General features: G+C 36.2%; 29 protein-coding genes. 27 read left to right on the top strand and 2 right to left on the bottom strand.

All coding sequences use genetic code 11. The features are described from left to right. Positions 1–89 precede the first annotated feature (89 nt). A complete protein-coding gene (locus AWV75_RS15765; RefSeq protein ID WP_060874578.1) occupies positions 90–1286 on the top strand; it encodes an IS256 family transposase in 1197 nt (398 codons plus the stop codon). A gap of 350 nt (positions 1287–1636) precedes the next feature. Then, the gene (gene hisS, locus AWV75_RS15760; RefSeq protein ID WP_060875272.1) at positions 1637–3004 is read left to right on the top strand and encodes a histidine--tRNA ligase; all 1368 of its coding nucleotides are present in this window, start codon (positions 1637–1639) and stop codon (positions 3002–3004) included. Positions 3005–3072: 68 nt separating this feature from the next. Here hisS and AWV75_RS15755 read toward each other — a convergent pair whose 3' ends face one another. Beyond that, the gene (locus AWV75_RS15755) at positions 3073–3789 is read right to left on the bottom strand and encodes a S24 family peptidase (RefSeq protein WP_060875271.1); all 717 of its coding nucleotides are present in this window, start codon (positions 3787–3789) and stop codon (positions 3073–3075) included. 247 nt (positions 3790–4036) lie between these two features. Between AWV75_RS15755 and AWV75_RS18900 the strand changes: the two genes are divergently transcribed. The 25 genes from AWV75_RS18900 to AWV75_RS15635 all read left to right on the top strand — a co-directional run bounded on the left by AWV75_RS18900 (position 4037) and on the right by AWV75_RS15635 (position 18811). After that, positions 4037–4210 carry a hypothetical protein gene (locus tag AWV75_RS18900; RefSeq protein ID WP_197429595.1) on the top strand — a complete coding sequence of 58 codons (174 nt, stop codon included), beginning with the start codon at positions 4037–4039 and terminating at the stop codon, positions 4208–4210. Then, positions 4173–4373 carry a hypothetical protein gene (locus AWV75_RS15750; protein WP_060875270.1) on the top strand — a complete coding sequence of 67 codons (201 nt, stop codon included), beginning with the start codon at positions 4173–4175 and terminating at the stop codon, positions 4371–4373. Before AWV75_RS18900 ends, AWV75_RS15750 begins: the two co-directional genes overlap by 38 nt. 243 nt (positions 4374–4616) lie before the next feature. After that, positions 4617–4850 carry a hypothetical protein gene (locus tag AWV75_RS15745; RefSeq protein WP_060875269.1) on the top strand — a complete coding sequence of 78 codons (234 nt, stop codon included), beginning with the start codon at positions 4617–4619 and terminating at the stop codon, positions 4848–4850. A 590-nt stretch (positions 4851–5440) separates the two neighbouring features. After that, positions 5441–5791 (top strand): hypothetical protein, encoded by a 351-nt coding sequence (locus AWV75_RS15740; RefSeq protein WP_060875277.1) that lies wholly within the window; start codon positions 5441–5443, stop codon positions 5789–5791. After that, a complete protein-coding gene (locus tag AWV75_RS15735) occupies positions 5788–6246 on the top strand; it encodes a CHAP domain-containing protein (RefSeq protein WP_060875268.1) in 459 nt (152 codons plus the stop codon). Before AWV75_RS15740 ends, AWV75_RS15735 begins: the two co-directional genes overlap by 4 nt. Before the next feature lie 14 nt (positions 6247–6260). Continuing rightward, positions 6261–6776 carry a hypothetical protein gene (locus tag AWV75_RS15730; protein ID WP_060875267.1) on the top strand — a complete coding sequence of 172 codons (516 nt, stop codon included), beginning with the start codon at positions 6261–6263 and terminating at the stop codon, positions 6774–6776. Between the two features lie 92 nt (positions 6777–6868). Further along, on the top strand, positions 6869–8074 hold the full coding sequence (locus AWV75_RS15725; RefSeq protein ID WP_060875266.1) for a DUF2586 family protein: 1206 nt from the start codon (positions 6869–6871) through the stop codon (positions 8072–8074). Between the two features lies 1 nt (position 8075). Further along, entirely contained in the window at positions 8076–8495 is a 420-nt protein-coding gene (locus AWV75_RS15720) for a hypothetical protein (protein WP_002990550.1), read from the top strand. 67 nt (positions 8496–8562) lie between these two features. Then, complete coding sequence (locus tag AWV75_RS15715) at positions 8563–8877, top strand: hypothetical protein (RefSeq protein WP_060875265.1); 315 nt, start codon at positions 8563–8565, stop codon at positions 8875–8877. Positions 8878–8900: 23 nt separating this feature from the next. Then, positions 8901–9122: a hypothetical protein gene (locus AWV75_RS15710; RefSeq protein WP_060875264.1), complete on the top strand. Its 222-nt coding sequence runs from the start codon at positions 8901–8903 to the stop codon at positions 9120–9122. Further along, complete coding sequence (locus tag AWV75_RS15705; RefSeq protein ID WP_060875263.1) at positions 9115–11028, top strand: tape measure protein; 1914 nt, start codon at positions 9115–9117, stop codon at positions 11026–11028. The genes AWV75_RS15710 and AWV75_RS15705 overlap by 8 nt, the downstream gene beginning before the upstream one ends. A 1-nt stretch (position 11029) precedes the next feature. Beyond that, complete coding sequence (locus AWV75_RS15700; RefSeq protein WP_060875262.1) at positions 11030–11668, top strand: DUF6046 domain-containing protein; 639 nt, start codon at positions 11030–11032, stop codon at positions 11666–11668. Further along, positions 11619–12641, top strand: a complete 1023-nt coding sequence (locus tag AWV75_RS15695; protein WP_231738175.1) for an XkdQ/YqbQ family protein — start codon at positions 11619–11621, stop codon at positions 12639–12641. Before AWV75_RS15700 ends, AWV75_RS15695 begins: the two co-directional genes overlap by 50 nt. Further along, a complete protein-coding gene (locus AWV75_RS15690; RefSeq protein ID WP_060875261.1) occupies positions 12642–13133 on the top strand; it encodes a hypothetical protein in 492 nt (163 codons plus the stop codon). 22 nt (positions 13134–13155) lie between these two features. Continuing rightward, on the top strand, positions 13156–13365 hold the full coding sequence (locus AWV75_RS15685) for a hypothetical protein (protein ID WP_060875260.1): 210 nt from the start codon (positions 13156–13158) through the stop codon (positions 13363–13365). Then, a complete protein-coding gene (locus AWV75_RS15680) occupies positions 13362–13706 on the top strand; it encodes a hypothetical protein (RefSeq protein ID WP_060875259.1) in 345 nt (114 codons plus the stop codon). Before AWV75_RS15685 ends, AWV75_RS15680 begins: the two co-directional genes overlap by 4 nt. Then, positions 13687–13971: a hypothetical protein gene (locus AWV75_RS15675; protein ID WP_060875258.1), complete on the top strand. Its 285-nt coding sequence runs from the start codon at positions 13687–13689 to the stop codon at positions 13969–13971. Before AWV75_RS15680 ends, AWV75_RS15675 begins: the two co-directional genes overlap by 20 nt. Next, positions 13968–14834, top strand: a complete 867-nt coding sequence (locus tag AWV75_RS15670; protein ID WP_060875257.1) for a hypothetical protein — start codon at positions 13968–13970, stop codon at positions 14832–14834. Before AWV75_RS15675 ends, AWV75_RS15670 begins: the two co-directional genes overlap by 4 nt. After that, the gene (locus AWV75_RS15665) at positions 14824–15285 is read left to right on the top strand and encodes a hypothetical protein (RefSeq protein WP_060875256.1); all 462 of its coding nucleotides are present in this window, start codon (positions 14824–14826) and stop codon (positions 15283–15285) included. The genes AWV75_RS15670 and AWV75_RS15665 overlap by 11 nt, the downstream gene beginning before the upstream one ends. After that, the gene (locus AWV75_RS15660) at positions 15278–15979 is read left to right on the top strand and encodes a hypothetical protein (RefSeq protein ID WP_060875255.1); all 702 of its coding nucleotides are present in this window, start codon (positions 15278–15280) and stop codon (positions 15977–15979) included. Before AWV75_RS15665 ends, AWV75_RS15660 begins: the two co-directional genes overlap by 8 nt. Position 15980: 1 nt before the next feature. Then, positions 15981–16220, top strand: a complete 240-nt coding sequence (locus AWV75_RS15655) for a hypothetical protein (RefSeq protein WP_060875254.1) — start codon at positions 15981–15983, stop codon at positions 16218–16220. Next, positions 16217–16570, top strand: coding sequence for a hypothetical protein (locus tag AWV75_RS15650; protein WP_060875253.1), 354 nt, complete (start codon positions 16217–16219; stop codon positions 16568–16570). The genes AWV75_RS15655 and AWV75_RS15650 overlap by 4 nt, the downstream gene beginning before the upstream one ends. After that, a complete protein-coding gene (locus tag AWV75_RS15645) occupies positions 16567–16917 on the top strand; it encodes a hypothetical protein (protein ID WP_060875252.1) in 351 nt (116 codons plus the stop codon). Before AWV75_RS15650 ends, AWV75_RS15645 begins: the two co-directional genes overlap by 4 nt. Before the next feature lie 11 nt (positions 16918–16928). Continuing rightward, positions 16929–18005: a head fiber protein gene (locus AWV75_RS15640; protein WP_060875251.1), complete on the top strand. Its 1077-nt coding sequence runs from the start codon at positions 16929–16931 to the stop codon at positions 18003–18005. Between the two features lie 311 nt (positions 18006–18316). Then, positions 18317–18811: a hypothetical protein gene (locus AWV75_RS15635; protein ID WP_060875250.1), complete on the top strand. Its 495-nt coding sequence runs from the start codon at positions 18317–18319 to the stop codon at positions 18809–18811. Here AWV75_RS15635 and AWV75_RS15630 read toward each other — a convergent pair. Further along, complete coding sequence (locus AWV75_RS15630; protein WP_060875249.1) at positions 18794–20026, bottom strand: DUF445 domain-containing protein; 1233 nt, start codon at positions 20024–20026, stop codon at positions 18794–18796. The two genes, AWV75_RS15635 and AWV75_RS15630, sit on opposite strands and share 18 nt — an antisense overlap. Between the last annotated feature and the right edge of the window lie 309 nt (positions 20027–20335).

Genomic DNA, 20335 nt, shown 5'->3' with positions numbered 1-20335 from the left:
GACACTGTACCAAAAACTGTGTAAGTATAAAATTCTGCTTGGGTTAAAACCGCGCAGAATTTTTTTATATATTTAATATTTAAATAGTTATGGAAACAAAAGACCTATTTCCGGATGAGTTTTTCAAACAGTTTAAAACTGGAGATGAACTTCAAAACTTCCTAAAAGACTTACAAAAGCGAGGAATTGAAAAAATGTTAGAAGGCGAGTTAGATGCTCATCTAGATTACGATAAGCATGATTTACGAAAGGAAGAAAATACGCGTAATGGTTACTCTACCAAAAAGATAAAAACGAGTTACGGAGAAGAAGAAATAAAGGTTCCTAGGGATCGTGATGCTAGTTTTAACCCTATGATTATCCCCAAACGAAAAAGCATGGTGGAGGGCTTGGAAAACGTTATTGTTTCCCTTTACGCCAAAGGGATGTCTGTTTCTGATATCGAAGAACAAATACGAGAAGTATATAATTTCGATGTCTCTAAATCCACAATATCTCGTATAACCGATGCTGTTACTGCAGATATTATCGCTTGGCAAAATCGCCCATTAGAACCAGTTTATTTAATTGTTTGGATGGATGGAATTGTATTTAAAGTTCGAGAAGATTCAAAAGTGATTAATAAAACTATTTATATCGCAGTAGGATTAAAACGTGATGGGCGTAAAGAAGTTTTAGGTTTGTGGTTAGGTAAAAATGAGTCATCTTCCTTTTGGATGGGTGTTTTAACGGATATAAAAGCCCGTGGAACTGAGGATATTTTAATTACAGCAACTGACAATTTAAACGGTTTTACTGATACTATTCGCACTGTTTTTCCTGAATCTAAAACGCAGATATGCGTTGTACATCAAATACGAAATGCTTGTAAATACGTTGTTTGGAAAGATAAAAGACCTTTTACTGCTGATATGAAACATATTTATAATGCTCCAAATAAACAAGCTGCGCAAGCTGCTTTTAATGACTTTGCTGTTAAATGGGAACATAAATATTCCTATGCAATACAAAGTTGGAGAAACAATTGGGAAGATCTTACAGTATTCTTTGAATTCCCTATAGAGATTAGAAAAATCATCTATACCACCAATTTAATTGAGAATTTAAACGGTAAAATAAGGAAGTATACCAAGAATAAATTATCCTTTCCTACAGACGAAGCTGTGATGAAATCCGTATATTTGGCTGTAAGAGAAGCAACTAAAAGATGGTCAATGCCAGTAAAAAGCTGGGGAATTATACTTGATCAATTCTTAATCCTATATCAAGAAAGGGTTAGACTTTAATTCAAAACCTAACCCAAGCTTTATTTTTGAACTTACACACTTTAAGAGATAGTGCCATTAAAGCAGAGTTCCTTCTTTTATCGATAAATCTTACGACCTCACAAAGAGCAAAGAGCAAAGAGCAAATTTCACAAAGCAATTGGAGAAGAGAAAGTGGAAAAGAGAAAGAAGTGAATTATCGATTAAAACAGAGTTCCTTCTTTCATCGATAAATCTTACGACTTCACAAAAAAGCAAAAAAACGACCTACGACTTCACAACCTCACAAAGCACAAACCACTACTCTTCTCCCATATCTAATTAAAAATACTTATTTTTGTAGCATTAGATAATTTGAAAATTAATTGAAAATGGCAAAGAAACCAGGTATTCCAAAAGGGACAAGAGATTTTTCTTCGATTGAAGTAGCAAGAAGACAGTACATTATGCAAACAATCCGTCATCATTTTGAGCATTTTGGTTTCCATCCTATTGAAACACCCTCTTTTGAAAATTTAGAGACATTGATGGGAAAATATGGTGAAGAAGGAGATCGATTGGTTTTTAAGATATTGAATTCAGGAGATTTTTTGAGTAAAGTAGATGAGGCACTTTTAGCAGATAAAAATAGCTTGAAGTTGACGAATCAAATTTCTGAAAAAGCGTTGCGTTATGATTTAACGGTGCCTTTTGCACGTTATGTGGTTATGCACCAAAATGAGTTAGATTTTCCATTTAAGCGTTATCAAATGCAGCCCGTTTGGCGTGCTGACCGTCCACAAAAAGGAAGATTCAGGGAATTTTACCAATGTGATGCGGATGTTGTAGGGTCAAAATCACTCTGGCAAGAAGTTGAATTAGTGTTATTGTATGACCGTGTATTTACTGCATTGGGTATAGATGGAGTGACAATTAAGCTGAATAACAGAAAGATATTAGCTGGTATTGCTGAGGTGATTGGAGCGAGTGATAAGTTGATCGACTTTACAGTTGCTTTAGATAAGTTAGATAAGATTGGTGAAGAAGGGGTGAAGAAAGAAATGATAGAGAAAGGTATCGAGGCTGCGGCTATAGAGAAAGTTCAACCGTTGTTTAATTTCACAGGAAGCTTTGAAGAGAAAATTGAAAAACTAGGTCAATTATTAGCTGGATCTGAGCAAGGAACAAAAGGAGTCGAAGAATTGGCTTTTGTTGGTAAAGAAATTGCTCAAATCGGATTATCTACAGCTACTTTGAATTTAGATGTGACTTTAGCTCGTGGTTTAAATTACTATACAGGAGCTATTTTTGAAATCGGAGCACCTGCGGTTCAAATGGGTTCTATTGGTGGAGGTGGAAGATATGATGACTTAACGGGAATCTTTGGATTAAAAGATGTAAGTGGAGTTGGAATCTCATTTGGATTGGATCGTATTTACTTGGTGATGGAAGAGTTGAATTTATTCCCAGCAACAGTAAATGCTGCTTCTCGTGTGATGTTTTTGAATCTAGGAGAAGAAGAGATGAGTTATGCAATGAAAGCAGTGGCTCAATTGAGAGATGCAGGAATTAAAACAGAAATCTATCCTGATAAAGCTAAAATGGGAAAACAATTTCAATTTGCAGATAAGAAAAACATTCCATTTGCTGTATTAGCAGGTAGTGAAGAAATTCAACACCAAAAGTATACTGTAAAGAATCTAGCTTCAGGAGAGCAACAAACGGTAAGTTTACAAGAGTTAAAAACAATGGTGCAATAAAAGACCAAATCAAATAGTAAAAGGAGTAATAAACTTGGTTTATTACTCCTTTTTTTGTTGTCTATATTTTAATTGTGAATTCGAATGGAGGCACGTACAAGCGCCATCGCAGCAATTTTATTTAACGGAATATCTTTATCTTGGTGGTGTTGGTTTTGACTTACTAATCGCACATAAGCCTCTCCTTTTTCTGATTTTTGAAGAAACTTGATTGTTTTGTACGTGGATTGATCATCAATATAGATGGATAAGATGTAAATTTCTCCAAAGAAAATATTATTGATATCGACATCTACTTTCTTAAAAGCTACAATATCTCCCGCTTTTAATAAGGGATACATTGAATCTCCTGTGGCATAAAGAGCCCCATCTACACTAGGAAGATTGGGCACACTTAAGTAATCGACGATGCGTTCATCGTCAAAGTCGCCGTTAGACTTTGGCAATAATCCCATGGTTGCCATCGAATTAAATAGGGGCACTTTTTGAAATTCTTTAATGGGATCTGTTGTTTTTCGGAAGGACAAGGTCGGTTCTGCAACCAAATCCTCAGCATGATTGGTATCCTTCAACATTTGCCCTTCTCCCGTGATGAGCCATTCTAAATTTAAATCACTATAATGTGCGATTATTTTCGCTACAAATACATCAGAAACCGCAGCGTTAAGTTTGTCTGCATCTAAAAAACCGCGTTTTATATCGGTATTTCTTAAGAATTCACTTATGCTAAGTTTCTTATATTCAATATATTGTAGTATTCTTTCCTTTGTTGTTACTATATTCATCGCGTAAATATTTGTTTTTTACTAAAATTGTCGCATATTTGTCTTGTACTAAAAGATCAAACCTAAAAACGAGTAAATATATGGAAAAAATCAATGTAACAATGGATTTTAACGAAGAATTTCGTTTGAATTCGTGTATGGATAGGAAGACAAGACTCTATTTTATGCGAAAATATAAGATACTTGAAGTTGTTTTTGCGATATATTTCGCAACAAAAATAGGTGATTTGTTCAACCAATTACAGCTATGATGGTAGAAGCACAACTTAAACAGAAGTTAGCAGCATTGGAAGAATGGCTGAGGTGTAATAGCACTCATCCCGATTATGCTCTTATTTTACAGGACAAACAAAGGATAGAAAAACAAGTAAAAACACGACAAGATGAATCAAAACTTAACAAGAGAAATGGAGCTGTATAATGCATTAAGAAATACAGCCAATACGGGATATTTTACAGCAGGAGAGCGCATCCTGATTAACCAAGAAAGAGGATATCTATTGAGTATGGGCTCGGAAGATGAATTGCGATTGTATCAGGTGAATCATGAGCTGGAAGCCAAGATACAAGCCTTGAAAAGATAAGAGTATCACTCAGTTTGTCCTTTCATTGTAGAAAGAGGAGGGAGGTTTGCGATAGATAGGCATAAGCGAATCTGTTTTTTTATTCTTAGTTGGGGATTTGTGTAAAATAAAAGAGTAAAAAATAGAAGAAGGAAATACTGTAAGATTCATGTTGGAGCGTGTCGAGTGGTACAGTTTAAAAAAAAGTGTAACAGGTATAAAATACTAGAGGAAGTGTTTTATACAAGAAAAGATTTTGGTTGTATGAAGTCACAACAATTAGGACGTCAGTTGAATAAACTGCGTCGATATCAACTGATATTAGATTTGTATAATGAGCATAAGACGCCTGATATACCAGTGAGTGTAGTATGGCGTAAATATATATATCCCGTTTACCCTATTTCTCGTACTACATTATACGAGGTTCTAGGAACAGCAGTACATAAGGAATTAGTACGGGTAGAAGAGGAATATAAACAATTGAATTTGTTGTAAGATTTAGCAAAGATCAACTTGTTGATCCTAGAAATATGAACAGAGATAAGAGAAGAATTTCTTTTGTTACTAGCGGAAGTAACAAAAGAAATTCTTCTCTTTTTTTTAGGTCTTTTTTAAGCGAGTAAAGAAAGTAAGTCCGTTTATATGTCTCTTTTTCTAAGGGGACATACTTTCTTTTTTTGCTTGGTTTTTTGCTTTGAATAGGAGTGGATTACAGGGAGATTGAACACTATTGTTTTGCAATCGGACACTTGTGTTTGGATGCCAAACAACAAATTGAATACCTACTCAAAATGCCGCAATTTTGTTCTCGAGATGATAAGGAAATACATCCTGAACCTCTTGATCAGTAAGGTAATATCCTTCTTCCGATTGAGAAAACTACCTGACCGTTTAGTTGAATAAACCTCAAGTTGTAGGACGTAAAAACGGAGTTGTGCTTTTAAGCCCGGGAACTTTGAAAAAAGTAAAAGTACAATAAAAAGGAGTTAAGTGTCAGAGGGTAGATTTTCAAATTCATGATAAAGAAAATCGAGGCTATGGATGCATTTTTTCTGATTCATCTCAACCATAATAAAAGTTCCTGTATGAATGAGACATTTATTGTAGCAGTTGTTGGTTTGGTTTCCTCTATGGCAACTTGGTGGGCCACTCGAAAGAAGAAGAAGGTAGAAGTGCAAGCTTCCGAATTGGAAAACGTAGAGAAGTCCCTCAAATATTATAGAGAATATGTAGATGATTTAGGAAATAAGTTGAAGGAAGCAACGGCTGAATTATACAATACCTCTCATTTACACCGAGAAGCGATTGATGAACTAAATACAGCAAGGCTAGAGATTAAAAATTTAGAGCAGCGACTCGAAGTTTTAGCGAAGCAAAACAGGGAGTTAATAGCAGAATTGAGAAAGTATAAACAGTTAAACGGAAAACGAGAATGACAGCATCCAAGCAATTAATCGTACAGGCAAAAAGTCAAGTGAATGTTCAAGAGTGGCCCTTGAAGAACAACAAAGGGCCGGGGGTGAAAAAGTATTTAAATAGTGTAGGCCTTGGTGAAGGATATGCTTGGTGTATGGCTTTCGTTTATTGGTGTGTACAAGAAGTTTGTCAAGATTACGGTGTGTCAAATTCCCTCAAAAAAACAGGAGGCGTTTTGGATCAATGGAACTCACGCGAAAAGCTTCGCGTGACTACTCCCCAACCAGGCGATGTATTTATTATGGATTTTGGAAGAGGAATGGGACATACAGGAATTGTGGTAGAGGTAAACGGGGATTCAATCCGAACCATTGAAGGAAATACAAATGATGAGGCCAGTCGAGAAGGGTATATCGTGGCAGAAAAGACAAGAAAAATGAGTTCAATTAACAAAGGGTTTATCCGCCCTTTTTAAAGTAAGAGAAATCCATGAAAAAGAGTAAACGAATGCTGTTTGCGGTGGGTGTTGTGATGGTTTCTATGGGAATAGTCAGCTGTTCTAGTAAACAAAGAGCCATCAATCTCCAACCGACATCCACAGAAAAAGTTACGCGTACAGTAGAAGAAGTGAAAAGGGATACGCTATGGCAAGTTGAAGCAGATCAGAGTCAATATGTAGCAGAGCTTGCAATACAAGGCAATAAAATTGTTGTGAAAGATGCGAATATTAAGCGCAGTAAACAAAAGGTGTTGCAACCACCAACCGTCCAAATTCAGGGAAATAAATTGATTGTCGATTGCTATGTAGAAGCCCAACGGCTGTTTTTCGAATGGAAGGAGCAATACATCCAGGAGAAAACCGTAAAAGAAGTGAGAATTCCCGTACCTGTACCCCTTGAATTATCCTGGTGGCAATCTACACAACTATGGCTAGGTCGAATCTTCTTATTGTTGATTGCGGTAGGTAGTGGGGGCTATATGGTCCGATTGCGAATGAACCGCTAAAAAAAGCTGTTGAAACAAAAAAGAAGTCCTACAAAATTTCAATAAGAAAAAGAAAGGTAGGAAATAGAAAGAAATGAGAAAAAACAAAAGTTATGTTACCAAAAATTAATATTCAATTTCAAAACGGAAACTTAGGACAAGTAGTTTCCTCTCCCGATGGAGTTTTCGGGTTATTAGCTTCTGCAACTGCTGTAGCCAATACCTTCGAATTAAATAAGGCTTATCAGTTAAAATCCATGCGCGATGTAGCGGCATTAGGGATTGTAGCAGATTCAACCAATGCTAAATTACACAAAACATTAAAAGAATTCTACGCAGAAGCTGGGGAAGGTGCTGAGGTATGGTTGATGGGAATTGACAAGAAAACGAAGCTATCTGATTGGTTTGATGAAAAAGAAGGGGTTGTGTTAGCAGAAACTTTATTGAATGCAGCACAAGGGAAGTTGAGAGGATTATTTACCGCTTATGATCCAGATGCGACGGTTGAAATTACAGTGGCGAAAGGATTAGATAAAGATGTGGTATTGGCTATGTCTTTAGCACAACAAGTAGCTGAAAACTATACCCAACGTGTATATGCTCCTTTCTTTGTTTTACTTGAGGGATATGCCTTTGATGGGGATAAAGTAGCCTTAGAAGACTTAACAGAGAAAAACTTCAACCGTATTGCTGTGTTGCTTGGAGATACGGAGAAAGACAGCAAAGGGGCTGCAACAGGTATTGTCATGGGAAGATTGTCTTCTATTGGCGTCCAAGTGAATATGGGACGTGTGCGAGATGGTGCATTAAAGCCATTAACACTTTTTATCGGCAATACAGCTGTGGATCAATATGATGTAGAAGCCTTACACGATAAAGGATTTAACTCTTTCCGTTTTCACCAAGGAAAAGCAGGATACTTTATGATTGATGATGTGTTGGCAACTAGTGAAACCGATGATTATCGCACTATCACAAGAAGAAGAACCATCGATAAAGCGTTCCGTCTTGTTTATATCGCAATGCTAGATTTCTTGTTAGACAATAGCAATGTAATGGCGGATGGTTCAATCAGTCCAATTTATGCAAAAACAATTGAAAATAGTGTAGAATCAGCGATTTACAATGCGATGACTACAGCTGGAGAATTGAGCGTAGATGCAGCAAATCCAAATGATAGAGGGGTAATTTGTAAAGTGGATGTAAAACACAATGTTGTCAGTACAGGACAAGTAAAAATGGCTGTACAAGTTCGCCCATTAGGGTATAATCGTTTCATCAATGTAGAATTGGGTTTTGTACCCGTAAATCAAAAGTAATATGGTAGTTGTAGGAGGCCGTGAGTATGAATGGGGTGATATTTCACTCGTATTAGGTAATCGTGAAGTAGTAGGGATTACAGGAATTAAGTATGGAGAAAAAGTAGAACGCGAAGCAAGCTATGGAAAGGGACGCTATGCACATTCCATTCAAAGTGGAAATATCGCTGTCGATGGGGAGATTACTTTATTACAAAGTGAGGTAATAGCGTTGCAAAAAGCAGGGGTAAACCAAAGTTTATTATCCTTGAATTTGGATGCAATCGTCAATTATGGTAATCCATCTGAAGGAGAAGCTATGCGTACAGATCGAATTATCGGTATTCGTTTTACCGAAGATGTGAGAGAGTGGAAACAAGGGGATAAGCGCGCTGAAATTACGCTGCCATTTTTAGCCTTACGCGTAGTAAGTGGAGTATAAATAGAATAGAAATAAGTCGAAAAGCCTCCGTAAAGAGGAGGCTTTTCTTTAAAAAAAATACAGTAAAATGAACAAAGTTTTTATTGGAGAAGTAACTCCAGAACAAGTAGAAATGTTTAAACAACAACATAAAGTTGTACATAAGTTAAAGTCAGACAGCGGAGTTTATGCGATTGTTCGTAGACCAACAATGAAAGAAATTGAATATGGGCAGACGATGTTGGCACAGAATAAATTTATTTCTTATAACAAACATCTTTTTGATACTTGTTTATTAGCACTTAATGAAGATATCCGAGAAGATGAATATAAAGTCAATGCTTTTGCTTCTCAGATGATGATGGTTGTTGAGATTGAGCGTGTTGCGGTGGAAAAGCTTTAGGAGAAGCACTATTTGAGCGCCGTATGACTTCTCCTACTTCTTCTTCTGGAAAAGGAAAACAACTAACCCAGGAAGAATATTACAAGGCGTTAGATCAATGGATCAGTAGTATTCGGAAGATACATGGAGCTATTCGATATTATTTGAAGCTAGAGCCTTATGATATGGAATTATGGGAATGGGCGCATCGATTTAGAGAGTTGGAATGGATAAGAAAAGAAGAATCAAAAGGAGGACATGGCTAATTTATCAGAATATATAGAAGGAGTAAGAGCGAATACATTTAGTGGCATGCAGCGATTAGGAGAGGGAACCTTAGGCGCAGCAAATAGAATGCAAGGAACGGAAAATGATCTTGCAGCATCGTATTCAAATTCACGTCGAGTTGAGCCCCAACAATTAAGCGTTACGAATCAACAGAGTTTCATTAACCAAACAGATGTTAAGATGCTCAGTTTATACAATATTGAAGTGAATGTTTTTCAACAACAGATGAATAATCTAGAGAAAATGGCTTCAAAAAGTAAGTTGGGTACTTGGTTAAAAAACACATTCGATGCATCATCTATTGGAAAGATGTTTAATAACCCAATGCTATTGCTGGAAAAAGTACTCAGTACAGGCATGAAAAATGATTCCAATACAGTCAGTTTTGAAGTTTTACTTCATTCAGAGCAGGCAGCTAAAAAATTGATGCAAGATCTCAGCAGAATCAAAATGGATCAAGGAGCATTATCTGGTGCAGCGGAAGGAATGTTGAGACAAGGAGTCGATCAAAAAGATGTCACTCCATTGTTGAGTTCCATGGGAGATATTTCAGGGGGGGATGGCGAATCTTTAGGACGTTTAGCAGCAGCTTTTACCCAAGTGAATAATGAGGGAAAATTGTTAGATGGCACCTTAAATCAATTAATTAATGCTGGTTTCAATCCCTTGTTGCAAATGTCTGCATCAACAGGCAAAACCATGGATGAATTGAAAGCAGAGATGGATCAAGGGTTGATATCTACTGATATGTTGAAGCAATCGTTTTTTGATGCAACTGGAGAAGGTGGGCAATTCCACAATATGCTTGAAAAGCAAGCCGATACTTTAGGAGGAAAATGGGAAGACTTTATGCGTAAAGTAAACGGAGGCTTACTTCAACTCTATGGTGTTATTGGTCCTGTTGTAGAAAAATTGGTAGAATTTGGAGGAGCTGCATTTGATGCTGTAGCAAATGGATTGGGATGGCTTATGACAAAATTAGAAGAAGGAAATCCAATTATACTTGGTTTAGCAGGAATAATAGGAGCTCTAACTATAGCACTTACTATAATGAAAGCAAGTATGATTGCTACTGCTATATATCAGGGAATCCTCACTACGGTTACCAATTTATCTAGTTTGGCTTGGTGGCAATTAAATGCTGCCATGTTAGCCAATCCGCTTACCTGGATTATTGCAGCTGTAATTGCTTTAATCGCTTTGATTGGCTATTTAATTTACAAAGTAGATGGTTGGGGAGCAGCTTGGCAACACACAACAGATGCAATCAAATTTTTATGGGATGGAATGGTGAATGCATTAAAACTAGTGTGGTTGCAATTTTCCAATTACTTTTTAGATAAAATCGATAAAATGAAGTTGGCATTTTGGGCACTTAAAGCCTTGTCTGGTGATAAAGAAGCTGTAGATGAAATGAAAGTTATCGTAAACCGTATGAAAGAACGCCAGAATGAAATTCAGGAAACGAGAATAAAACGGGATGGTAACTACTTTATGGCAGCAAAATCTATGAAAGATGCAGCTGGATCATTTCGAGTGAATGATAAAAAACCAACTGATATTAAGAATGATTTGATGTCCAAATTTGGATTTTCTAATACAAAAGAAAACCCAGGTATTGCGGATACTAAAGAAACACCTGGTACGCAGCAAATAAATACGTCGATTAACACCAGTCAAGGAACTCAAAACAATGCTAATGCTGCTTCCACAGCCGTAAATGGAGGAGTAAAACAGAACAATATTACCATAAATCTAAATGATTTAATTGGAGTTGTCAATATTAACAAAGCAGGTTTTCAAGAATCAGTAGAAGATATGGAAGGAGAGGTAACGGATGCCTTACTTCGTTTATTGGGGTCTGCTTTAAATACAGGAAATTAAGATGAATGATATCGTTATGAGTTCTTTATTAGGATCAAAAATTATTAAACAAATCCCTTATTTTCAGAAAGTTGAATCATTTACGGGGCAATCCATACTACCTCTTAATTCACCCTTGGTGCAACAAAATGATACGGAGGAAGAGACTACACTAGCGGAACCGTTAAATGAAAATAAAAAAACGATAGAAAGTCAGCAGTTTTTCCCTTTGACTTTGTCAGTAGATGGAAGTGAGGAATTTACATTGCCTTATGAGCCTGTAATTAGTATTGAAGGAAAAAACAATATCATAAAACGTTCAGTGCTCAAATACAATGAACAATTCTCTGGTAGTACTTTCGGTACGGTAAAAGAGCGTTGGAGTATGGATGATTACAAAATAACTATCACGGGTGCTTTATTTGGAACAAGTGAAATAGGGGCTTATGAAAGTACATATCCACGAGAGGATTTTGAGCGTTTAAAAAACTTTCTACTGCAAGGAAAAGAGATCAAAGTTAAATCGATTCCCTTTGAGTTGTTGGGGATTAGTTATATCGCTATTGAAGATTTTAGTTTTCCTTTTACCAAGGGAGAAAACGTTCAAGCCTATGTCATTAAAGCAATCTCAGATGTTCCCATGCAATTATTTATGGAATAATATGTTTAAAATGTGTTATCAGGTCAGTTTTACAACTGAGGAAGACAAAGTATACAATTTGAATCTCGTTCATGCGATAGAAATTGAAAAATCCATAGAAAAACTTGCCGCTACTTGTAGTATAACGTTACCTCTTTTTCGTTTTAATTCCCCTTTGCTTGTCAATGTGGATATTAAACGAGGAACAGAAGTGGTGGTATGTTTAGGTTATGATGATAATCCCCGAGAAGAGTTTAGAGGCTATGTCACGAAAGTAGTATACAATAATAGCTCCATTGTAATTGAATGTGAAGATGCGTTATTCTTGTTTCGCAAGAGTTTAGCTAACAAACAGTTTAAGAATATTACGTTGAAGGATTTACTGACTCAGGTGTGTAACCAAATTGATCCTTCGTACAGTATTGATTGCGATTATGATCTTACATATGAATCGTACACGTTAAATAATAAGACGGGTTATGATATTCTCAAGGAGATCCAAGATAATTTGGGGGCTAATGTTTGGTTTGATACCCAGAATAAAATCTTAAACATCCATTTAGGTTACCGTGATAAACTAGGACAAGTAAAGTATTCGGCTCATCACAATATAGAAACGTCTACTCTAGAATACGTACTAGGAGCAGAGCAAAAAGTTGAAGTAACAATAGATGCAACTGATCGAAAGGGAGAAGCAAAACAAGTAAAGGTAGGTGATAGTGGTGGAGAGCAGTTTTCGTTGAAAATTGGAAATGTAAAGGATAAGGATATTGAACAATTAGCTCAGGATATATGGGAGAAGAAGACGGCAGATCGGCTAAAAGGATCGTTTACCACTTGGTTAATTCCTCCAGTATCACCTGGATATTCAGTTGAGATCATTGATCAAGAATACCCAGAGCGAGGGGGACGCTATTATGTTGCAAGTGTAAAAACAAATTTTAGCGAATCAGGTGGAGTGAGAACTGTTGAACCAGGAATAAAATTAGGATAGATGAGTGCAAAAAATGTGAGACAATTTATTCAACAAATTGTTGGAGATATGTGGAATCTGCCCTTGACAGCTAAAGTAATGCAAGTAGATGGAGAAACTTGTTCTATAAGGCTTCCGAGTGGATTGGAATTGGATGGAGTTCGACTGAAAGCAACACAGACAGAAAAGGAGCAAAAAATAATGCTAACGCCTCGTATAGGGAGTGATGTGCTTGTTTTTTCTCAGAGTGGTGATTTGAATAATCTTTTTGTTATTCAAATCAATGAAGTAGAAAAGATTGAAATTCTCAACGATGACTTACAACTTGTTTTAGATGATCAGTTGCACATCGAAGTTAGTGGGGTGAATTTAGGGCAAACATTGGCACAATTATGTGAAACCTTAAAGACACTTACGGTAAGTACAGGGGTAGGACCTTCGGGTACTCCTTTACCACCCACACAACAAAAGGTAGCGCAGTTAGAGCAAAATTTTAAAACCATTTTTAAGTGATTGATTCAAAAAACAAAGAGATATGGCTTTAGATAAGAGTAAACTAGAAACGGAAATCAAGCTATTGCTTGAAGATATGATGAAAAGAGAGCAAAACTCTTTTAATGAATTTGCAACGCGTTTAGCCACTGTGATTGATAGTTATGTAAAACAAGGTGAAATCGAGTATTTAGGGGGATTAGCAAATTCAGGTGGTGCAGTAACAGGAACAATTCAAGGAACTATAAAATGAGTAAAAAAATTGGAATACAGATTCAGGGAGATAATGAGCATCCTGCCTTCATGGATATACAGGTTGAGGTACAACGCGATGCTCAAGGGCTAATTGTGCAAGGCATGGTGGTTGATGATATTGTAGAACAAAACAAATCATTGATTCTCATTACACACCCTGGGGAATGGAAAGCGAATCCAACCTTGGGCGTTGGCTTGAGTAATATGCTCTTGGATCACGATTACCTCGCTTGGAGACATCGCATTCGCGAACAGTTTGCCCAAGATGAGTTAGTTGTTTATCGTTTGGACTTATTCCCTAATAAACCCTTTGTCATTGATGCAAACTATAAAAATTAAAAATGAACAATGCTTTTTAGATCTTGTATTAGAGAGTACAGGAACGATTAATAATACTTTGATCATGGCCTTGGCCAATGAGGTGTCGATTACAGATGATTTTCCCATTGGAAAGGAGTATAAGCCAGCAGGATCCATACAAAATAATGTAGTAAAAACGTATCGGATGTATCCTCCCGCAACAGGTTATCGTGCAGTAGAAGAAATCGTAAAAGAAGGTATTAGCTATTGGGCGATTAATAAAGATTTTATTGTTGGAGTATGAGAAATAGAGAAGAAATAAAAACAGTGATGACGGATTCATTCCGAGAGAATGAAGTTATCATCGAAAAATATGGATTAGATGCAAATAAATCTTTTGCGCAGCAATTCAGTAAAGTATCGTTGGAAAATCTGTGGTTTGACATTATCGCTTTTAGTATTTGGTTATTAGAAGGAATTTTTGATCAGCACAAAAAAGAGGTTGATCAGGCGTTAGCAGAATTAAAGCCCGGAACTTCCAAGTGGTATAGAAGAAAAGCACTGGATTTTCAGTATGGAGTAGAGTTGATTGCAGATTCAGATCGATTTAATAATCAGGGTTTAAATGCAGAACAAATAAAAGATAGTAAGATTATCAAATATGCTGCTGTGGTTGATGCAGCTACAGAAAGTCGTTTAGTTGTTAAAATAGCCACAGAAAAAGAGCAGGAATTAACCCCAATTACAGCGGCTGAATTTGAAGCTTTTAGTGCTTATTTTTCCGAAATAAAATATGCGGGTGTTGCAATTACGGTTGTGAATTATGAACCTGATATTTTACAGCTTTCGATGCGAATCTTTCGAGATCCTTTGGTGCTGACAGATAGGGGAATGAGCATTCTTACAGGGAAGTATCCCGTGCAAGAAGCAATTTTGGAATTTATGAAAGAATTACCTTTTAATGGAGAATTGATTCTACAGGATTTAGCCAATAAAATTGAGCAAACAGAAGGTGTAAAGATTGTTCAAATTGACGCTGCTCAAAGTAAATGGATTGATCCCGCTTTAGGTGGTTATGGTGAATTTACGGGCATAGATGTTAAACGATTACCCGCCTCAGGTTATTTCAAAGTTGAATCATTTACAGGAATTAACTATGTGGTATAATATTGATTTTAAGAAGCTAATCTTACTGATGCTTCCCATATCTCTCCGCAAAGTAGGATTAATTGCTTGGCTGGAGGCCATGATAGAGCCTATTCGACAGATTCAATATGATTTTGTGCAAAAGAGACAAGATACTTTTTACAATCTAGAACATAATGGACAGGTATGTTTCTTACGAAAAATACTTAATGATATTTTTGATATTGAAAGAAGAAGAATAAAAATTATTGATGGTAACCAGTATGATAGATTCTATATCTATACAAAGGGGGAGCAAAAAACAAAATATTTAGGTGTTTTTTACCTTCATCAAAGAGTAGATTACAGAGGAACAAGTGATTTTATTATTCAAGTTCCTTCTTCTTTACAATATGATAGTTATCAATTGAATGCAATTGTTAATTATTTTAAACTCGCAGGAATGCAATATAAAATTGAAAACTATGAATAAATTTAATTTTCAACAGACAGGGGGATTTCCGATAGATACCAATATTTTTAATGATATAGAAGAAGCTTATTCTTTATTTAATGTCTTTGGTGCTTTAGCAGGAGATAAGACTATTATTTCTGGTTGTGTGGAGATAGGAAACAATGTTTCAGATGGCTATGTTTATGTCAATGGTGAATTGTTTAAGTTTCTAGGAGGTCAAAAAGGAAGTACAATTGTCTTGATTGAAGAAAGTACAGCAGCAATATTTGAAGATGGTCAAACCAAAACGATTTTAAAGAAAAGATATTATCAATTTGGTAGTGGAGTTGGTGCTTTAACTTGGGAGTCTTTTAAGCGTTTTGATGCTTTGACAAGTTTAACCAATCGTGTACTAAAGTTAGAAACTCCAATTCACGGTCAGATTGAAATCGTTCAAAGTGATTTAAAGCAATATGGATCTAATCCAGGAGGATTAGTGCAACATCAATTCCGAAAAAAAATACCAGGAAATTACGCCAAGAGCTCAAGATTGTTTTATTCGCTAAGTACCGTGAGTAATACTTTTTTTAGTCCACCCAATGCCTTTGATCCCTTAAGTCATCATGTTCTTGAAGATACTACTAGTTTGCTAAATAAAGATTTTTATGTGCAAGGTGCTGGGGTATTTGATTTTGTCCGCTGGAGATTCTTTATAAACTATTATATTTTATAAAATGGCAACAAAGCAAACAATAAAAGGTTGGTTCTCTAATGGGAAAAAACCTACACAGGAACAATTCTGGACTTGGATAGAAAGCTATCGACATAGTGATGAAAAATTAATATTAGAGGATGTACAAGGTCTGTCGGAAGTGATTAATAACAAAGCAGAACGACTTGAAGTAATAAATATTCAAAATGAGCTATATCCGCCAGTAGATTTTGTAGAAAAATTTGAACAAGAATTAGCATGAATATAAAACAAAGAATTGAGGCCTTAGCTAAAAGAGTTGCGCAAGAAATTAATAGTATTAATCAAGAAGGAGGACTAAAAGTACTTGCTTCAGGAACTTATAACATGTCTTTAGGAGCAACTAACGGTTTAGCTATGATTAGCCATCCTAATGTCGATACACTTAAGACAATGGTTATTTATACAGTTGTAAGAGTTTCAGATACTTCCACTCCATCTGCTACTTTAGAAGCGGCAAAACACTATGTAGTGGATAGACAAAGTACAGGATTTCGAGTACACGTGACAAATGCCTATATAGGATCAATTGGAGGAAGATTGAAAATCGATTGGAAAATAGTTGAAAAATGATACATAAAAAACTTTCAGAATTAACACTCCGGTTTGCTTATGCTTTAAAGGAAAAAAGGCAGAGTAAAATAAAGGTTTTAGCAAAAGGGACGTGGATATCAAGTAACGGATTAAATACAGGGATAGCTATAATCAATCACTCTCCTATCTTGACTACAAATAAGATGGTTATTTATTCACTTACAAAGGCTGATCCTGCCCAATCGCCTGCTAGTCATATTGAATCAGCTAGTCATTATGTGGTTTCTGAATCCGCTAATAAAATTCAAATACACTATTCTAATTTACTGATTTCAAATAGTCTGGGTGAGAAAGTCCAGATTGATTGGATGATTGTTCAACATTAAAAAATAATACAATGAATTTACAAGAAAGAATATCGGCTTTGGCTATTAGAATAGCTAAAGAAATTAAAATTATTAAAACTAGCCTAGCTACTTTTTATACAAAAGCAGAGGTTGATACAAAATTAAGTGGTAAAGCAGATAAATCATCAACCTATACGAAAACAGAAACAGATACAGCTATTAATACTAAACTAGCTGGCGTATATCGCCCTAAGGGAAGTAAGCCGAAATATGTAAATCTACCTACTGTAGACAATCAAATTGGAGATGTATGGAATATCGAAGAAACAGGTATGAATTATGCATGGGTTGGTGGAACTGGAGGTGAGTTGACTGATGGATGGGATGCTTTAGGAGGAATTGTAGATTTGAGTGGTTTTTATACTAAAGCCGAATCTGATGACAAATATGTCCTTAATACTCGAACTATAACAGCTGGTACAGGGTTAACAGGAGGAGGAAGTTTAATAGCAAATCGTACGTTAGCAGTAAATTTTGGAACGGCAGCAGGTACAGTAGCACAAGGAAATGATGTCAGATTTCACACACATAGTAATAAAACGGTTCTAGACGAAACAACCGCAAGCTTTACAACTACCTTAAAAAGCAAGTTAGACGGAATGGCTGCTGGAGCAAATAATTATTCACTTCCAATGGCTTCTACAACCACATTGGGGGGGATAAAAGTAGGGGCAAATCTTGCCATTACAGCTGATGGAATCCTAAATGCAACTAATACAAATACTACTTATACTACAGGAACTAAAACTATTATTGATGCGGGTGTAGAAACTGTAGGTAAACTATGGGATGCGAAAGTGTTAAAAGATGCTATTGTTGAACATGGAGGGAAGAACTATACAGCAGGAGCAAATATCTCAATTTCGGCATCAAATGTAATAAGTGCAGTTGATACCGTGTATACGCATCCAATTACAGCAGGTAATAAGCATATACCTACTGGGGGGGCTGTTAGAAACTATTTGAAGTATAGTGCTTCTGGTACCGCGATATGGTCCTTAATTGATGAAACGGATGTGGAGAGTAATACAGATTATGTTGCTTTATTTGAAGCTAATTTAGTTTAATAGGATAGATTAAGTTTTTATAGCAACTATTGTTTTAATGATTTTGCTGTAAGAAAACGAAGTAGAAAGAGGGGATCCCAAAAGGTCACCCTCTTCTATTTTTGTTTTTATTCTTATCCTCACAGATAGGGAACTCAAAAATCCAAATCGTAGAAGGTTCCTCTATTTTTTTGGATAGCCTCTTTAGCTTGAAGTAATGATATAAGCCTCTTTATTTTTCTTTTTATGAAAAAACATATTTTAATAAATTCAGACCAAAATTTATATCTTACCTTAGCCCTAGGGAAAAAATAGAATTAAAAAAAGGGAGTATGTCGGTAGAGCATGTTGGAATCCAGACGTTTATTACAAATTATAACGCAACAGATCGCGAATGGTTGGAATTAAAATGGAACGGAAAATTTGGCGCGAAGTTCAAAGATGAGAATTATATCTTTAGGCAACAAATTGCAAGTATTGTTTGCGATCAGATTCACACGGTTCATATTGACCTAATTCGCGATTTATTTATAGAATTGGGCAAAGTCGCTCAAGTGAGTTTTTCCGTTTTTCAAAACTACCATATTTTAGCCCAAGAACTCTTGGAAAGAGGAGGGAAAGAATACCTCTTTGACTATGTATGTGCAGCGCATATCTCTTTTGATACGTTTTTAAGTACAGCCAATATTCAACTTTCGCTAGAGCGAACTAATGAAATGCTGTCGTATTTTGATTTCTTAAAACAAACAGAATCCGATCCTCAAGTACAGAAAATGTTGACGGATCATATTCGCAGTCGTTTTGTGAGCTTACAAGAATTGAGTTAAACAGTAAATCAGTAAACCTACCAATCCACCAACGAGGGTTCCGTTGATTCGGATAAATTGCAAATCTTTACCTACTTCAAGTTCTAGCTTATCACTGAGTTCACGACCATCCCATTGATCCACTGTATTGCGAATCAAGGTGCTTACTTCTTGGGTATTGCGCAAAGCTAATCGATATAAGGTTACTTGCGTCCAATGGTTGAGTCGCTGTTGTAAATCGAGATCTTGTGTAATGTTCTGCGCGATGGATTGAATCGTTTGTTTCATATAAGTACGCACAGTCGAACCTTCGTCTTGAAGCTGAGTAAGCAATGTCTGTTTTGAGGTCTGCCAAAAATCGGTCAAGTATTGATGGATGACCTCTTCCGTAACAAATTGATGTAAAAGGTCGTGTAATTTCTCTTTCCAGGTAGGTGATGTTTCAAGATCCGTGGCGAGTTGGGTTAATTGTAAGGTGATTTCTTCTCTCATTTTATGCTGCTCATTGGTCTGAATATCCTCCAAGAATGCGTGTAGCCCTTTAATTAATTGATTCGTAACCGTTTTTCCACCTACTAACCCCAAAAGAGGTTTTTTCGCTATAATTTGATTGTATATTTCTGTTCGATGTTCTTCCACATAGCTCTGAATTTTAGGTAAAACCAAAGTAATCAAACGGTTGTGTTCATTTTGATCGATAGCATAGCGTACCCCTTGAGCAACAAACTGTTGCAGGTTGATTTGTTCGATGCCTTGTTGTGCTTTTTTAGTCAAGAAATCAATGATTTGTTTTTCATTGAGATCCTCAATAATGGATTGCATCAAGAAAACCAGCTCTCGTTCTACGAGCTGTTGGCTTTTAGGTTGATTGAGCCAAGTAGATAAAAAATGAGCCACTTGAAGCTTATCAATATAAGGGCGTATCGTTGTCGGCGTGAGAAAATTCTCCCTAACGAAGTTGCCTAGATTATCACCAATGTCATTTTTCTTGTTTTCAATTAAATTGGTATGTGGAATTTTTAATCCCATGGGATGACGAAACAAAGCCGTTACCGCAAACCAATCCGCTAAAGCTCCCACCATAGCGGCTTCAGCAAATGCCTTGACATAGCCCATCCAATTCGCTGGACTATATTTTAGCAGATACACCATGACCAAGTAAACAATAGCCATGATTAGAAATAATCCCGTTGCAATTCGTTTGTGTAACCGTAGTTGTGCTTTTTTATCTGGCATACCCTCGTTTTTAGTTAAAGATAGGGAATTTTTTGGGATGAGGTAGCGAGAGGGTGAGGTGATGAGGTAGCGAGAGGGTGAGGTGATGAGAAAGTGAGGTGGTGAGAAGGTGAGAAGGTGAAATCGGAACGCAGTGAAAATCGAAGCGAAGTGTAGATTCATCGAATGCCAAAACCAATATAAAATAGGTGAGATATATTCATCGAATACGAAATAAACCCATGAGATAGAAGGTGAGAGGGTAAAATCGGATTTATCGATTGAAGACGATTTGCAAAAAAACCTCTCGCAAAAAAGCAAAAAAAACTT

The organism is Myroides odoratus (genome assembly GCF_001549985.1).
Classification (GTDB): domain Bacteria; phylum Bacteroidota; class Bacteroidia; order Flavobacteriales; family Flavobacteriaceae; genus Flavobacterium; species Flavobacterium odoratum_A.
The sequence above is the reverse complement of the archived record's forward strand: the minus strand, read 5'-3'. Positions and strand labels throughout refer to the sequence as shown.

What these genes read in the sequence shown, in the direction of transcription:
- AWV75_RS15690 (WP_060875261.1), top strand. Translation starts at nt 12,642, where the DNA reads ATGAGTGCAAAAAATGTGAGACAATTTATTCAACAAATTGTTGGAGAT.
- AWV75_RS15665 (WP_060875256.1), top strand. Translation starts at nt 14,824, where the DNA reads ATGTGGTATAATATTGATTTTAAGAAGCTAATCTTACTGATGCTTCCC.
- AWV75_RS15720 (WP_002990550.1), top strand. Translation starts at nt 8,076, where the DNA reads ATGGTAGTTGTAGGAGGCCGTGAGTATGAATGGGGTGATATTTCACTC.
- AWV75_RS15685 (WP_060875260.1), top strand. Translation starts at nt 13,156, where the DNA reads ATGGCTTTAGATAAGAGTAAACTAGAAACGGAAATCAAGCTATTGCTT.
- AWV75_RS15705 (WP_060875263.1), top strand. Translation starts at nt 9,115, where the DNA reads ATGGCTAATTTATCAGAATATATAGAAGGAGTAAGAGCGAATACATTT.
- AWV75_RS15710 (WP_060875264.1), top strand. Translation starts at nt 8,901, where the DNA reads ATGACTTCTCCTACTTCTTCTTCTGGAAAAGGAAAACAACTAACCCAG.
- AWV75_RS15635 (WP_060875250.1), top strand. Translation starts at nt 18,317, where the DNA reads ATGTCGGTAGAGCATGTTGGAATCCAGACGTTTATTACAAATTATAAC.
- AWV75_RS15755 (WP_060875271.1), bottom strand. Translation starts at nt 3,789, where the DNA reads ATGAATATAGTAACAACAAAGGAAAGAATACTACAATATATTGAATAT.
- AWV75_RS15680 (WP_060875259.1), top strand. Translation starts at nt 13,362, where the DNA reads ATGAGTAAAAAAATTGGAATACAGATTCAGGGAGATAATGAGCATCCT.
- AWV75_RS15695 (WP_231738175.1), top strand. Translation starts at nt 11,619, where the DNA reads ATGTCATTAAAGCAATCTCAGATGTTCCCATGCAATTATTTATGGAAT.
- AWV75_RS15735 (WP_060875268.1), top strand. Translation starts at nt 5,788, where the DNA reads ATGACAGCATCCAAGCAATTAATCGTACAGGCAAAAAGTCAAGTGAAT.
- AWV75_RS15750 (WP_060875270.1), top strand. Translation starts at nt 4,173, where the DNA reads ATGAATCAAAACTTAACAAGAGAAATGGAGCTGTATAATGCATTAAGA.
- AWV75_RS15670 (WP_060875257.1), top strand. Translation starts at nt 13,968, where the DNA reads ATGAGAAATAGAGAAGAAATAAAAACAGTGATGACGGATTCATTCCGA.
- AWV75_RS15740 (WP_060875277.1), top strand. Translation starts at nt 5,441, where the DNA reads ATGAATGAGACATTTATTGTAGCAGTTGTTGGTTTGGTTTCCTCTATG.
- hisS (WP_060875272.1), top strand. Translation starts at nt 1,637, where the DNA reads ATGGCAAAGAAACCAGGTATTCCAAAAGGGACAAGAGATTTTTCTTCG.
- AWV75_RS15645 (WP_060875252.1), top strand. Translation starts at nt 16,567, where the DNA reads ATGATACATAAAAAACTTTCAGAATTAACACTCCGGTTTGCTTATGCT.
- AWV75_RS15745 (WP_060875269.1), top strand. Translation starts at nt 4,617, where the DNA reads ATGAAGTCACAACAATTAGGACGTCAGTTGAATAAACTGCGTCGATAT.
- AWV75_RS15640 (WP_060875251.1), top strand. Translation starts at nt 16,929, where the DNA reads ATGAATTTACAAGAAAGAATATCGGCTTTGGCTATTAGAATAGCTAAA.
- AWV75_RS15630 (WP_060875249.1), bottom strand. Translation starts at nt 20,026, where the DNA reads ATGCCAGATAAAAAAGCACAACTACGGTTACACAAACGAATTGCAACG.
- AWV75_RS15655 (WP_060875254.1), top strand. Translation starts at nt 15,981, where the DNA reads ATGGCAACAAAGCAAACAATAAAAGGTTGGTTCTCTAATGGGAAAAAA.
- AWV75_RS15730 (WP_060875267.1), top strand. Translation starts at nt 6,261, where the DNA reads ATGAAAAAGAGTAAACGAATGCTGTTTGCGGTGGGTGTTGTGATGGTT.
- AWV75_RS15650 (WP_060875253.1), top strand. Translation starts at nt 16,217, where the DNA reads ATGAATATAAAACAAAGAATTGAGGCCTTAGCTAAAAGAGTTGCGCAA.
- AWV75_RS15675 (WP_060875258.1), top strand. Translation starts at nt 13,687, where the DNA reads ATGCAAACTATAAAAATTAAAAATGAACAATGCTTTTTAGATCTTGTA.
- AWV75_RS15715 (WP_060875265.1), top strand. Translation starts at nt 8,563, where the DNA reads ATGAACAAAGTTTTTATTGGAGAAGTAACTCCAGAACAAGTAGAAATG.
- AWV75_RS15660 (WP_060875255.1), top strand. Translation starts at nt 15,278, where the DNA reads ATGAATAAATTTAATTTTCAACAGACAGGGGGATTTCCGATAGATACC.
- AWV75_RS15725 (WP_060875266.1), top strand. Translation starts at nt 6,869, where the DNA reads ATGTTACCAAAAATTAATATTCAATTTCAAAACGGAAACTTAGGACAA.
- AWV75_RS15700 (WP_060875262.1), top strand. Translation starts at nt 11,030, where the DNA reads ATGAATGATATCGTTATGAGTTCTTTATTAGGATCAAAAATTATTAAA.
- AWV75_RS15765 (WP_060874578.1), top strand. Translation starts at nt 90, where the DNA reads ATGGAAACAAAAGACCTATTTCCGGATGAGTTTTTCAAACAGTTTAAA.
- AWV75_RS18900 (WP_197429595.1), top strand. Translation starts at nt 4,037, where the DNA reads ATGATGGTAGAAGCACAACTTAAACAGAAGTTAGCAGCATTGGAAGAA.